The organism is Micromonospora sp. AB353 (genome assembly GCF_049538395.1).
Taxonomy (GTDB): domain Bacteria; phylum Actinomycetota; class Actinomycetes; order Mycobacteriales; family Micromonosporaceae; genus Micromonospora; species Micromonospora aurantiaca.
In genome coordinates, this window is record NZ_JBMVFV010000122.1 from 1 (window position 1) to 11,779 (window position 11,779).

The window sequence follows — 11,779 nt, forward strand, 5'->3', positions numbered from 1 at the left end:
TGCCGCCCAGGTCGCCGGTGCCGGTGCCCCGCCCGGCCCGCTTCGCCGCGCGCAACGCGTCCCGCGCCTTCGCCAGGCGGTCCCGGGCCGACGGCGAGTCGATCACCGCGAGCACCTGCCCCCGGGTCACCCGCTGGCCCGGCTGCACCCGCAGGCGGGTGAGCGTGCCGTCGGCGGGCGCGGTGAGGGTGGCCGCGGCGCGCGCGGTCACGGTGGCCGGGGCGTCGATCACCTCGCTCACCGGCGCGCGGCCCACCTCGGCGACTGTCACCGCCGGAGCGTCGTCGCCGCAGGACGCGGCGGTCGTGCCGGTCAGCGCGACGACGGCGAGCACCGCGGTGACGAGACGGGGGCGGCGGGCCGCGGGCAGCCGCGGCGAGGGAGTGCGGGCCACCCGGCCCATGCTACGACCCGTCGACAGGTGTCGACGTTCAGCCGACGACGGCCCGCACGTAGGCCACACAGTCGTCGTGCAGCATCGACCACGTGTCGCCGAACACCTCGTCGGCGGCCTGCTCCGAGGTCCGGCCCTGGTGCACGACGGCCCGGTAGAAGTCCAGCATCCGCTGCTCGCCGTACCTGTCGACCAGATGGCGTACGGCCAGGTAGCCGACGCCGTACGCGCCGCCGACCCGGTCGTCGCTCGCGTCGTCGGCCGGCGCGACCTCGTCCAGCCGCCCGGACCAGCCGCCGCGTACCAGGTTCCGCACCTCGGTCAGGCCGTCGTAGCGGTGCACCGGCTGGCCGTCGGCACCGGCGTACTCGGCCAGCCCCTCCACCAGCCACCAGTCCGCGCGGTCGGCGTAGCCCCGGTCGGGCAGCGACGCGGCGTGGGTCAGCTCGTGCCGGAGCAGGTCGTCGAGGCCGGCCGGGGTGACGATCTGGGCGTTCAGCACGACGTCGTGACGTCCACCGCCGACACCCACCGCGTAGCCGGCCGTCCACTTCGGCCGCCCGCCGCCGTACCAGCGCTGCCACTCGCCCTTCCCGGCGTAGTAGACGAGATACCGGTCCGGCGGCCGGCCGCCGATCGCGTACCGGTCCGCGGCCCGGGCGGCGGTCTCCGCCTGGGCGAGCAGGCCGGGCAGCCTGCGCCGCTGGGCCGGCGTGGTGGCCACCACCACCCGCTTGCCGACCGTCACGGCCAGGTCGTTCGCCTGCCACGGCCGTACCCCGGCCGGGTCCGCCTCGGACGGTTCCAGCGCCGTCAGCCGGGGTTCCTCCCCCGCCAGCCGCCAGCGCGCGCCCAGCTCCACGGTGCTCGGCGCACAGTCCGGCACCACGAAGCAGTAGCCCACAGTCACCGTCTGCCGCCACTCCCCCGGCCGCCCCTCGACGGCCTCCGGCACCCCGTCGGCCGCCGGCCGCCACACGGTGACCCGCAGCGCCCGCAGGGCCGCGTACCGGCGGCTCAGCGCCGGCCGGGCCGCCGGCTCGGCGACCGCGAGGAAGCCGGCCCGGTCCGCGCCGACCAGCGCGACGGCCTGCCGGTCCAGCAGCGCGAGCATCCGCTCGCCGAGCCGCCGCTGCGCCGCCGTGCCCGGGTCGTCCTTCGCGGCCGGCCGCCCGGCCGCGTCGGGCGCCGACTCCCGCAGGAGTACGCCGGGCACCGCGCCCGCCACCAGGCCGAGCGCGAGTCCGAGCGCGGTCCAGAGCAGCCACCGCCGCCGTTGCCGCACCGTCCGCGTCCGCGCCGGGTCCGGCTGCGCCAGGGGTACGGGGTACGGCAACGACGCCGCGTCCGGTGCGGATGCCGGTGCCGGTGCCGGTGCCGGTGCCGGTGCGATGGTGTCGACGGCGGCGGCAGTGGCGGCGTTTTCGGCGCGGGTGTCGTCAGCGCTCGCGTCGGCGGCGGCGCTGACGTCGGCGGCGCTCGCGTCGGCGGACCGGTCGTCGGCGGCGCTGGTTTCGGCGGCGCTGACGTCAGCGGTGCTCGCGTCGGCGCGGTCGGGGCCGGCGCTGACGTCGGTGGCGCTCGTGTCGGCGGTGCCCGCCTTGTCGGCGGCGTCGACGGTGGGGCGAGGCTCGTCGCTGTCCGCCGTCCGGCCGGGAGGCTGCTCGTCGCCGTCGGTCACCGGCGAAGGGTACGACCAATCGGGCGTTCCGGGAAAGAGTCCCGCCGTGTTCCGCCTCGCCCCGAGATCTTGGTACGAAAGCGCCCTGATAGGGACCGGTTCGTACCAAGATCTCTCAGATCGGGCTGCCGGTCAGCGTCAACGCGGTCTTGTCGGCCGCCCAGAGGGCCACCAGGGCCGCTCCGGGGGCTGCGTGGCCGGCCAAGGTCAACAGGACGCCGCCGGTCAGGAAGCAGGCGGCCTGGACGGCGAGCTTGGCCGGGTCGGGCAGCGTCACTGTGGCACGCGGCGAGCAGAACAGTCCCCACACCACGGCGATCACCAGCGGGGCGCCGAGTCCGGCGAGCAGGCGCAGCGGCCAGCCGGCGTCGAGCGTGAAGCCCCAGTAGCCGGCCGAGCCCAGCAGGACCAGTTCCAGCAGGAAGATCACGCCGAGCAGCAGGGCCTTCATCGGTTCTCCCAGGAGAGGTAGGCGCGGTCCAGGCCGGCGATCAGCTCGCCGAAGGAACGGTCGGTGTCGCGGGGCAGCCCGAATCCACCCGCCGCCTCCAGGGCGACGAAGCCGTGCACGGCGGCCCGGAACATCCGGATGGCGTCGGTGGCGGCGTCGCCGTCGAGGCCGTACCCGAGCAGGATGGCGCGGACCGCGCCGACCGCGCGCTGCCCGGCGGCCAGGTGGTCGGGGTCGGCCGGGTCGGGTGCCCGCTGGGCGGCCGGGTAGCGGCCGGGGTGCTGCCGCGCGTACTCCCGGTAGGCGGCGGCGACGGCGCGCAACGCGTCGCCGCCGGAGCGACCCGCGGCGGCGGCCGTGAGCACGTCGGCGATCTCGGCGGTGGCGAGCACGGCGAGCTTCTGGTGCAGCGCGTCCGCGCCCCGGACGTGCTTGTAGAGGCTCGGCAGCGCGACACCGAGCCGGGCGGCGAGCGCGGCCAGGGTCAGCTTCTCGTAGCCGACGTCGTCGGCGAGCGCGGCGGCCTCCCGCACGACAGTCGCCGGGGTCAGACCGGCCCTAGGCACGCGCGGTCACCGCCAGGAACTCGACCAGGTCGGCGGCGGTGACGTCGGGCTGGTCGGCGTGCGGGTAGTGCCCGGAGTCGGCGACCATCCGGGCCTCGGCCACGGCGAACAGCCGGCGCGCGGCCCGCGCCTCGGCGCCCGGGTCAGGGAAGTCCGGGTCCTTCGTGCCCATCAGCACCAGCACCGGCCGGCGCACCTCGGGCGCCCGGGCGGTCCAGTGCGGGTCGGCCGGGGCGATCACGCCGCGCACCGCGGCCATCCGGCCGCGCAGCTTGGCGACCAGCTCCTTGCGGTACGCGGCGTCGTCCGCCGGCCGCCCGCAGGGGAACAGCGTGCGGTGGAACAGCCCGAACAGCCGAGGGCTGCGCAGCACTGCCGCCTGCGCCACCCGCATCAGCGGGTTCGGCTTCGGCGTGCCGACGAACGGGCTGACCTGCACGATGCCGCTGACCAGGTCGGGCGCCTCGGCGGCGGCGAAGACGACCGCGGCGGCGCTGGACGAGCTGCCGACCAGGGTGGCCGGCTCACTGCCGAGCGCCCGCACCACGGCGAGCAGGTCACCGCCGACGTGCTCGGGGGCGTACGTGGGCCAGTGCGGGCTGGAGTCGCCGTGCCCGCGGACGTCGACCGAGGCGACCCGGTAGCCAGCCGCGACGAGCCGGGGCGTCAGGTGCCGGAAGGCGGCCCGGTTCTCCCCCATGCCGTGCGCGAGGACCACGAGCGGTCCCGACCCGTGCACCTCGTACGTGATCGTGCCGCCGTCCCGCACCACTCGGCTAACTGTCATAGCCGAGAAGCTAATTATATTAGCCAAGCTCGTCAAGCTTGACCTCAACCCGAGGTGAGGTCGCACGATCCCGAGCATGCCGATCACCGCCGACTCGCACGTACGCCTCGCCCGCCCGAGCCGCGACCTCGCCGCCGCCGAACGGTTCTGGACGCAGGGGCTCGGCCTGGACGTGCTCTACCGGAGCGAGGGCGGCCACGCGGACGAGCACGACCTGGTGATGCTCGGCCTGCCCGGGGCCGGCTGGCACCTGGAACTGGTCGGCGGCGCGACGCTCACGGTCGAGCCGCGTCCCACCGGCGAGGACCTGTTCGTGCTCTACCTCGACGGCCCGGCCGACGACGACCTGGTCCCGAGACTGGAACGGGCCGGCGGGACCAGGGTCTCCGCCGGCCCGTACTGGGACAGGTGGGGTGTCACGTTCGCCGACCCGGACGGCTACCGCCTCGTGCTGTGCACCCGGGCCTGGTCGAACGACTGACTCACTTCTTCGACAGCACCGCGCGGCCGAAGAACGCCAGGTTGGCCGGGCGCTCCGCGAGCCGCCGCATCAGGTAGCCGTACCACTGGTCGCCGTAGGGGACGTACGTCCGCACCGTGTAACCCTCGCCGACCAGGCGCTGCTGCTCCTCCGGGCGGATGCCGTAGAGCATCTGGAACTCGAACCGGCCCGGGTCGCGGTCGAACCAGCGCGCCCGGTCCTCGCCGATCGCGATCAGGCGCGGGTCGTGCGTGGCGAGCATCGGGTAGCCGTCGCCGGACATCAGCACGTTCATGCAGCGCACGTACGACTTGTCCACCTCGCGGGCGGACTGGTACGCCACCGATTCCGGCTCCTTGTACGCGCCCTTGCACAGCCGCACCCGCGACCCCGCCGAGGCCAGCTCCCGGCAGTCCGACTCGGTCCGCCGCAGGTACGCCTGGAGCACCGCACCAGTACCCGGGTGGTCCTTGCGGAGCTTCGCCAGGATGTCCAGCGTCGAGTCGGTGGTGGTGTGGTCCTCCATGTCGAGCGTGACGGTGGTGCCCGCCGCGTCGGCCGCCGCGCAGATCGCCCGCGCGTTGTCGTACGCGAGCTGCTCGTCGAACATCTGGCCCAGCGCGGACAGCTTCACGCTGACCTCGGCGGCCGGGGTGAGCCCGGCGGCGGCGAGGCGGCTCAGCAGCGTGAGGTACTCGTCCCGGGTGGCGTTCGCCTGCTCCGGGGTGGTGGTGTCCTCGCCCAGGTAGTCGAGGGTGACCGCTTGGCCGTCGGCGACCAGCTCGCGGGTTGCGCGCAGCGCGTCGTCGGTGGCGGCGCCGGCGACGAACCGGCGGACGACGTCCCGGGTGAACGGGGCCGTCGCGACGAGCCGCTCCACCTGGGAAGACCGGGAGGCGGCGAGGATGACGGAACGGAGCATGAGCCGAGCGTAACGCTCACCACCGGGCCCTCGCCGGGTGCGTCCGAGGCCCGCCCCTCCCGTCCTCCAGCCCGGCCCGGGCACCCCCGGCTGGCGGGGATCGGCTACAACGTTCACGTGGATCGACGACACCCCCGGCGCCGGCTCCGCTCGGCCTCCGTGCAGCTCGGCGCGCTGACCGCGCTGGCCCTCGCGCTCTCCGGCTGCAACAACGGTTACGACGACGACGATGACGACTGCGCGCTCGGACCGGCCGGCGGAGGCGGCGACACCGTCGCGGTCGCCCTGCTCGTGCCCGCGCCGGCCACCGCCACGCGCGGCGAACCGGCCCCGACCGCCGCGCTGCCCGAGCGCGGCGGGTTCGGCACCCACCTCGCCTCCTGCGGCGGCTGACGTGCGCCGCGAGGCGAGCACGCCGCGCCCCGGCTGGGACGAGACCATCCGGGCCCAGGGCCTGGTGTACGTGGACACCGAGCTGCCCGACGGCGAGATCATGTCGTACTGGGACGAGACGGCCGCGTACTCGTTCACGCTCGACGAGGTGCTCCGGTTGGAGGAGGCCACGGAGGAGCTGCACCGGATGTCGGTGGCCGCCGCCGAGCACGTGGTGGCCCGCCGCCGGTACGCCGAGTTCGGCATCCCCGAGTGGGCCGCCGAGGCGGTCGCCCGTTCGCTGCGGGAGTCCCCGCCGACGCTCTACGGCCGGTTCGACCTCTGGTACGACGGCAGCGGGCCGCCGAAGATGCTGGAGTACAACGCCGACACCCCGACCGCGCTGGTCGAGGCGAGCATCGTGCAGTGGTACTGGCTGGAGCACACCCGCCCGGACGCGGACCAGTGGAACAGCCTGCACGAACGGCTGGTCGGCGCCTGGGCCAAGATCGGCGCCGGGCTGCACGAGCCGCGTGCGCACGTGCTCTGGTCCTCCGAGGAGGAGTCGGGCGAGGACCAGATCACCGCCGGCTACCTGGCCGAGACGGCCCGCCAGGCCGGGCTGGACGTGACGCTCATGCCGATCCAGCGGGTCGGCTGGGACGGGCGGCGCTTCGTCGACGCCGACGACCGGCCGATCACCACCTGCTTCAAGCTCTACCCCTGGGAGTGGATGCTGGCCGAGCCGTACGGGCGGCCGGCGCTCGACCCGGGCACCCCCACCACCTGGATCGAACCGGCGTGGAAGCTGCTGCTGTCGAACAAGGCGCTGCTGGCAGTGCTCTGGGAGATGTACCCGGGGCACGACTACCTGCTGCCCGCGTACCTGGACTCGCCGCGCGGCATGACCGATTACGTGGCCAAGCCGCTGCTCGGCCGCGAGGGCGGCTCGGTACGCATCGTGACCGGCGACACGGAGATCACCAACCCGGGGATCTACGGCGACGAGGGCTTCTGCTTCCAGGAGTTCCGCGCGTTGCCCGAGTTCGAGGGCAACCGGACGGTGCTCGGCAGCTGGATCGTGGACGGCGATTCGGCAGGCGCCGGGGTCCGCGAGAGCGAGAGCCTCATCACTGACGGTTACGCGCGGTTCCTGCCCCACTACATCGACGCACCGCGTGTGCTCTGAGTCGTCTACCGTTGGTGTCGTGAACTTCGACGCGTACGCCCGGACCGGGGTCGAGCTCGTCAACGCCCGGCTGGACGACCTGGACGGCCTGCGGGCCGTCTTCTCGGACGAGCAGGGCTGGATGCGCGACGAGGTCGCGGAACGGGACCTGGCGATCTTCCGGCGGGCGCAGAAGCGCCTCCGGGACGTCTTCGAGTACGGCACCTCGGGCCGGGACAACGAAGCGGTGGCGGAGTTGAACGCGCTGCTGGAGGCGTTCCCGGTGCAGCCGCGCATCTCCGGGCACGACTCCTCCGACTGGCACATGCACGTGACCAGCCGGGGCGCTTCGGTCTCGTCGGAATACCTGGCCGGCGCGGTCTGGGGCCTGTCGGTGTGGCTGTGCGAGTACGGCAGCGCCCGCTTCGGGGTCTGCGCCGACGACCGCTGCGGCAACGTCTACCTGGACACCTCGTCCAACTGCTGCCGGCGGTTCTGCTCCGAGCGCTGCGCCACCCGCTCCCACGTGGCAGCGCATCGGGCCCGCAAGCGCGCCGCGGTCGGTGAGCAGACCGTCCCGGCACAGCCGCTGTCCCCGGTGAGCTGACCTCCGGCGCACTCCCCGGCCCTCGGGCCGACGTGCGCCGCCGCATCCGCAGGCGGCGCCCCAGCCGTGCGCGAGCGGCCGGGGCGGCGCGTGCCGGTCAGACGTCGACCGGGGAGGGCGCGGTCAGGTTGGCCCGGGCGAACTCCAGCGACTCCCGCAGGTCCGCCTCGCGGACCGCGCGGCTCTTCGCACCCCGGGTCGTCACCTCCACCGCCACCGAGCCGGTGAACCCCCGTCCGGCCAGCGAGCGCAGCATCTCCGCGCAGGGCTGCCCGCCGCGGCCGGGCACCAGGTGCTCGTCGCGCCCCTCGCCGGTGCCGTCGCCCAGGTGCACGTGCGCCAGCCCGGAACCCATCCGGTCGGCCATCGCCATCGCGTCGGTGTGCGAGGCCGCGCAGTGCGACAGATCCAGCGTGTACGAGGCGTACCCGATCTCGGTCGGATCCCAGCCCGGCGCGTACGGGACGAACTGCCGCCCGGCCATCCGCACCGGGTACATGTTCTCCACCCCGAAGTGCAGGCCGCCGAACTGCCCGGCGATCGTGTCGAGCCCGTCGGCGAAGGTGCGCGCGTAGTCACGCTGCCAGGTGAACGGCGGGTGCACCACGACGGTGGGCGCCTCCAGCGTCTCGGCCAGCTCGGCCGCCTTCCGCAGCCGCTCCCACGGGTCGGGGCTCCACACCCGCTGGGTGACGAGCAGGCACGGGGCGTGGACCGACAGCACCGGGACGCCGTAGTGCTCGGCGAGGCCGCGCAGCGCGCCCGCGTCCTGGCTGACCGGGTCGGTCCAGACCATCACCTCGATGCCGTCGTAGCCGAGCTCGGCGGCGAGCTGGAACGCCGCCGCGGTCCGTTCGGGGAAGACCGAGGACGTGGACAGGAGCACCGGAACGCGGTAAGTCACGCCTTCGAGGGTATCCCCAACCGCCAGCGAGCATCGGGACGAGCAACCGCAAAGCAACCCAGAGCGCTCGTACGGTCACATCGGCGCGAGCTGATCCAGCCGGCGCAGGATGACGCCCTCCCGCAGCGCCCACGGGCAGATGTCCACGCAGTCCACGTCGAGGCGGCGCATCACCGCCTCCGCCACCACCGCGCCGGCGAGGAGCTGGTGCGCCCGCTGCGCGCTGACCCCCTCCAGCTCGGGCAGCTGGGCCGGCGGGATGTGCCGCACGAACCCCAGCACCTGCCGCAGCCCGGTCCGGGTCAGGCTGCGACGCGCCCACAGACCCGCACCCGAGGGCGCGGCCCCGGCCAGCCGGGCCAGCGTGCGGAACGTCTTCGAGGTGGCGACCGGACGCTCCCAGCCCACCGCCGTCAACTGCTCCACCACCGGGTCGAGCTGCGCGTCCACGTACGCCCGCAGTTCCTCCACGGCCTCGGCCGACGGCGGCGCCGTGCCGGCCGGATCCACGGCGAGCCGCTCCCGGCTGAGCCGCCCCGCGCCGAGCGGCAGCGAGATCGCCACATCCGGGTGCTCGTCGATGCCGGCGGCCAGCTCCAGCGAGCCACCGCCGATGTCCATCGCCAGCAGCCGCCCGGCGGACCAGCCGAACCACCGCCGCACCGCCAGGAACGTCATCCGCGCCTCGTCCGCGCCGGAGAGCACCTCCAGGCGTACGCCCGTCTCGTCGCGGACGCGCGCCAGCACGTCGGCGGCGTTCGTGGCGTCGCGGACCGCACTCGTCGCGAACGCCAGCAGATCCTCGGCGCCCAGCCCGTCAGCCGCCGCCCGGGCCATGCCGACCGCCTTGACCAGGCCGTCCGCGCCGCCGTCGGTGAGCGCGCCGTCCGGCCCGATCTGCTCGGCCAGCCGCAGCACCACCTTCTCCGAGTGCGCCGGCCAGGGATGCGCGCCGTGGTGGGCGTCGACCACCAGCAGGTGCACCGTGTTGGAACCGACGTCGAGGACACCCAGTCGCATGGGGAAGACACTAGGGCCAACACGTTTCGTCGGCTCGGCGGCCGGGCGGGGTCACCGCGCGTACGCTGGTCCGAGTGACAGGGCAGATCGAGCTTCACGTGCTGGTGGACGACCCCGAGGACCCGCGCAGCCGCGAGGTCGGGCTGGACTTCCCACGGGAGTGGATCGAGTTCGTCGACCCGGCCGACGCGAAGCACGTCGTCCGCGCCGACCTGACCTGGCTGCTGTCCCGCTGGACGTGCATCTTCGGCAAGGGCTGCCACGGCATCGTCGCCGGGCGGGCCGCCGACGGGTGCTGCTCGCACGGCGCGTTCTTCACCGACTCCGACGACGAGAAGCGCGTCCGGGCGGCGGTGAAGCGACTGACGCCGGAGACGTGGCAGCACTTCCGGCGCGGGTTCAAGAACTGGACCGAGAACGACACCGTCGACGGCAAGACGCCGGCCCGGCGTACCGCCACCCGCGACGTGGACGCACCGTGCGTGTTCCTCAACGACGCCGACTTCGCCGGTGGGGGCGGCTGCGCGCTGCACGCCCAGGCACTGCGCGACGGGGTGCACCCGCTGGAATACAAGCCGGACGTCTGCTGGCAGTTGCCGGTACGCCGCGACCAGGAGTGGCACAAGCGGCCGGACAACACGAAGGTGCTGATCTCCACGCTGGCCGAGTTCGACAGGCGCGGCTGGGGCGCGGGCGGGCACGACCTCGACTGGTGGTGCACGTCCTCCACCGACGCGCACGTCGGCGCCGAGCCGATGTACGTCTCGTACGGGCCGGAGCTGACCGCGCTGATCGGCGCGCCCGCGTACGCGAAGCTGGCCGAGCTCTGTGCCGCCCGGCAGCGCCAGGGTCAGATCGCCCCACACCCCGCAAGCGAGTAAGGAAGGGCCCCCTTTTAACACCTCCGGTAGAGGAAGGGCCCCCTTTTAACGCTCCCGCAGCGCCGCGTCGACCAGGGCGCGGGCGCTCCGCTTCGCCGCGTCGGCGACCGCCGGGTCGCCGTCGAGCACCCCGGCGGCCAGGCCACCGTCGAGCAGCAGGGTGAGCTGGCGGGCTAGCGACTCCGGTTCGGCCGCCCCGGCCTGCCGGGCCAGGTCGGTCACCCAGGCCCGTACCGCGTTCTTGTGCGCGACGGTACGGGCGTGCACCGGGCTGCCGGCCGCTGACTCGGCCGCGGTGTTGATGAACGCACAGCCGTGGTAGCCCTCGCGACGACAGGCCCCGCCGAGCGCGTCGAACATCCCGACGAGCTGCGCCCGCGCGTCGTCGCCGGCCGCCGCGGCCGCCGCCCGCAGTGCGCCGGACCAGGCCTGGTCGACCTTGTCCAGGTACGCCAGGACCAGGTCGTCCTTGCGCGGGAAGTGCTTGTAGAGCGTGGCCTTGGCGACGCCCGACTCGGCGATCACCGTGTCCACCCCAACGCCCCGCGGTCCGTACGCATAGAACAGCCGGAACGCGGTGTCCAGGATGCGGTCCCGGGCGGTGCCGGCGGGCGTGCGGGCCATTGTTCCTCCTCAGTCGCTCGGCGAAGTCTACAGACAGGTACGTCTCCTCACCCTTCAACTAGACAGACCTGTCTGTTAGTCTCGGTCCCATTGAGCGTGGCATCCGTGGTCGCGCCGTTGACCGAAGGACGGATTCGACATGCGCATCGCCATACTGGGCACCGGCATGGTGGGACGGGCCATCGCCGCTCGCGTGGCCGAGCTGGGACACGAGGTCGTCGTCGGCACCAGGGACGTCGCCGCCACCCGGGCCGGCGACTGGGGCGACTGGGCCGCCGACCATCCTGGCGTCACCCTGGCCGGGCACGCCGACGCCACCGCCGAGGCCGACCTGGTGGTGAATGCGACCAGCGGCGACGGATCCCTCCCCGCGCTCGACGCGGCGGGCGCGGAGAACCTGGCCGGCAAGGTCCTGCTCGACATCGCCAACCCGCTCGACTTCAGCAAGGGTTTTCCGCCCACCCTGTCGGTGCTCAACGACGACTCGCTCGGCGAGCGGATTCAGCGGGCGTTTCCCCGCACCAGGGTGGTGAAGGCGCTGAACACGCTCACCGCCGACCTGATGACGCACCCGCTACAGCTCGCCGACGGTGACCACAGCGTCTTCGTCTCCGGCAACGATGCCGAGGCGAAGAAGGTGGTCGTCGACCTGCTCACCAGCTTCGGTCACTCCGACGTGATCGACCTGGGCGACATCACCACCGCCCGGGGCACCGAGATGCTGCTGCCGATCTGGCTGCGCCTCTACGGCCGGCTGGGCACTCCCCTGTTCAACGTCAAGGTCGTGCGCTGAGAACGCGTGAAGGCCGGCACCCTCGTCGGGGTGCCGGCCTTCACTGCGGGTGTTACTTGTTCCAGTGCTGGGCGACGAGGTCGGCGGCCTGCTGCTCCCACTGGGCGTAGTGGTCCGGGTAGGCCGAC

The 11,779-nt window shown here is 73.7% G+C and carries 14 protein-coding genes and 1 pseudogene; 6 read left to right on the plus strand and 9 right to left on the minus strand.

Going from position 1 to position 11,779, the window contains the following annotated elements:
* The 5 genes and pseudogenes from ACPCK6_RS28040 to ACPCK6_RS28060 form a co-directional block, all read right to left on the minus strand.
* Positions 1–403 (minus strand): annotated as a pseudogene (locus ACPCK6_RS28040) (efflux transporter periplasmic adaptor subunit); the annotation flags it as partial.
* A 28-nt stretch (positions 404–431) separates the two neighbouring features.
* Complete coding sequence (locus tag ACPCK6_RS28045) at positions 432–2,075, minus strand: hypothetical protein (RefSeq protein ID WP_423482695.1); 1,644 nt, start codon at positions 2,073–2,075, stop codon at positions 432–434.
* Between the two features lie 115 nt (positions 2,076–2,190).
* On the minus strand, positions 2,191–2,526 hold the full coding sequence (locus ACPCK6_RS28050; RefSeq protein ID WP_423482696.1) for a YrdB family protein: 336 nt from the start codon (positions 2,524–2,526) through the stop codon (positions 2,191–2,193).
* The gene (locus tag ACPCK6_RS28055) at positions 2,523–3,092 is read right to left on the minus strand and encodes a TetR/AcrR family transcriptional regulator (protein WP_423482697.1); all 570 of its coding nucleotides are present in this window, start codon (positions 3,090–3,092) and stop codon (positions 2,523–2,525) included. The genes ACPCK6_RS28050 and ACPCK6_RS28055 overlap by 4 nt, the downstream gene beginning before the upstream one ends.
* Entirely contained in the window at positions 3,085–3,879 is a 795-nt protein-coding gene (locus tag ACPCK6_RS28060) for an alpha/beta fold hydrolase (RefSeq protein WP_423482698.1), read from the minus strand. Before ACPCK6_RS28060 ends, ACPCK6_RS28055 begins: the two co-directional genes overlap by 8 nt.
* 76 nt (positions 3,880–3,955) lie before the next feature.
* Between ACPCK6_RS28060 and ACPCK6_RS28065 the strand changes: the two genes are divergently transcribed.
* Positions 3,956–4,360, plus strand: a complete 405-nt coding sequence (locus ACPCK6_RS28065; protein WP_396881017.1) for a VOC family protein — start codon at positions 3,956–3,958, stop codon at positions 4,358–4,360.
* Between the two features lies 1 nt (position 4,361).
* Here the strand turns inward: ACPCK6_RS28065 and ACPCK6_RS28070 are convergent, their stop codons facing one another.
* A complete protein-coding gene (locus tag ACPCK6_RS28070; RefSeq protein ID WP_318335822.1) occupies positions 4,362–5,282 on the minus strand; it encodes a proline dehydrogenase family protein in 921 nt (306 codons plus the stop codon).
* Positions 5,283–5,399: 117 nt separating this feature from the next.
* Here ACPCK6_RS28070 and ACPCK6_RS28075 point away from each other — a divergent pair, with 117 nt between their 5' ends.
* The 3 genes from ACPCK6_RS28075 to ACPCK6_RS28085 are packed head-to-tail and all read left to right on the plus strand — an operon-like array spanning position 5,400 to position 7,429.
* Positions 5,400–5,675: a hypothetical protein gene (locus tag ACPCK6_RS28075; protein WP_269697715.1), complete on the plus strand. Its 276-nt coding sequence runs from the start codon at positions 5,400–5,402 to the stop codon at positions 5,673–5,675.
* Position 5,676: 1 nt separating this feature from the next.
* On the plus strand, positions 5,677–6,843 hold the full coding sequence (locus ACPCK6_RS28080; RefSeq protein WP_423482699.1) for a glutathionylspermidine synthase family protein: 1,167 nt from the start codon (positions 5,677–5,679) through the stop codon (positions 6,841–6,843).
* Between the two features lie 19 nt (positions 6,844–6,862).
* On the plus strand, positions 6,863–7,429 hold the full coding sequence (locus tag ACPCK6_RS28085; RefSeq protein ID WP_396881015.1) for a CGNR zinc finger domain-containing protein: 567 nt from the start codon (positions 6,863–6,865) through the stop codon (positions 7,427–7,429).
* A 97-nt stretch (positions 7,430–7,526) separates the two neighbouring features.
* Here the strand turns inward: ACPCK6_RS28085 and ACPCK6_RS28090 are convergent, their stop codons facing one another.
* Both ACPCK6_RS28090 and ACPCK6_RS28095 read right to left on the minus strand, forming a co-directional pair.
* Positions 7,527–8,333, minus strand: coding sequence for a sugar phosphate isomerase/epimerase family protein (locus ACPCK6_RS28090; RefSeq protein ID WP_013288771.1), 807 nt, complete (start codon positions 8,331–8,333; stop codon positions 7,527–7,529).
* Between the two features lie 75 nt (positions 8,334–8,408).
* Positions 8,409–9,353, minus strand: coding sequence for a Ppx/GppA phosphatase family protein (locus ACPCK6_RS28095; protein ID WP_135242189.1), 945 nt, complete (start codon positions 9,351–9,353; stop codon positions 8,409–8,411).
* A 74-nt stretch (positions 9,354–9,427) separates the two neighbouring features.
* Here ACPCK6_RS28095 and ACPCK6_RS28100 point away from each other — a divergent pair, with 74 nt between their 5' ends.
* Positions 9,428–10,234 (plus strand): DUF3109 family protein, encoded by an 807-nt coding sequence (locus ACPCK6_RS28100; RefSeq protein ID WP_318335826.1) that lies wholly within the window; start codon positions 9,428–9,430, stop codon positions 10,232–10,234.
* Positions 10,235–10,279: 45 nt separating this feature from the next.
* Here ACPCK6_RS28100 and ACPCK6_RS28105 read toward each other — a convergent pair whose 3' ends face one another.
* Positions 10,280–10,858 carry a TetR/AcrR family transcriptional regulator gene (locus tag ACPCK6_RS28105; RefSeq protein WP_318335827.1) on the minus strand — a complete coding sequence of 193 codons (579 nt, stop codon included), beginning with the start codon at positions 10,856–10,858 and terminating at the stop codon, positions 10,280–10,282.
* 139 nt (positions 10,859–10,997) lie between these two features.
* Here ACPCK6_RS28105 and ACPCK6_RS28110 point away from each other — a divergent pair, with 139 nt between their 5' ends.
* On the plus strand, positions 10,998–11,651 hold the full coding sequence (locus ACPCK6_RS28110) for an NADPH-dependent F420 reductase (RefSeq protein ID WP_396881014.1): 654 nt from the start codon (positions 10,998–11,000) through the stop codon (positions 11,649–11,651).
* The last annotated feature ends 128 nt before the right edge of the window (positions 11,652–11,779 follow it).

What these genes read in the sequence shown, in the direction of transcription:
- ACPCK6_RS28050 (WP_423482696.1), bottom strand. Translation starts at nt 2,526, where the DNA reads ATGAAGGCCCTGCTGCTCGGCGTGATCTTCCTGCTGGAACTGGTCCTG.
- ACPCK6_RS28060 (WP_423482698.1), bottom strand. Translation starts at nt 3,879, where the DNA reads ATGACAGTTAGCCGAGTGGTGCGGGACGGCGGCACGATCACGTACGAG.
- ACPCK6_RS28065 (WP_396881017.1), top strand. Translation starts at nt 3,956, where the DNA reads ATGCCGATCACCGCCGACTCGCACGTACGCCTCGCCCGCCCGAGCCGC.
- ACPCK6_RS28070 (WP_318335822.1), bottom strand. Translation starts at nt 5,282, where the DNA reads ATGCTCCGTTCCGTCATCCTCGCCGCCTCCCGGTCTTCCCAGGTGGAG.
- ACPCK6_RS28095 (WP_135242189.1), bottom strand. Translation starts at nt 9,353, where the DNA reads ATGCGACTGGGTGTCCTCGACGTCGGTTCCAACACGGTGCACCTGCTG.
- ACPCK6_RS28105 (WP_318335827.1), bottom strand. Translation starts at nt 10,858, where the DNA reads ATGGCCCGCACGCCCGCCGGCACCGCCCGGGACCGCATCCTGGACACC.
- ACPCK6_RS28110 (WP_396881014.1), top strand. Translation starts at nt 10,998, where the DNA reads ATGCGCATCGCCATACTGGGCACCGGCATGGTGGGACGGGCCATCGCC.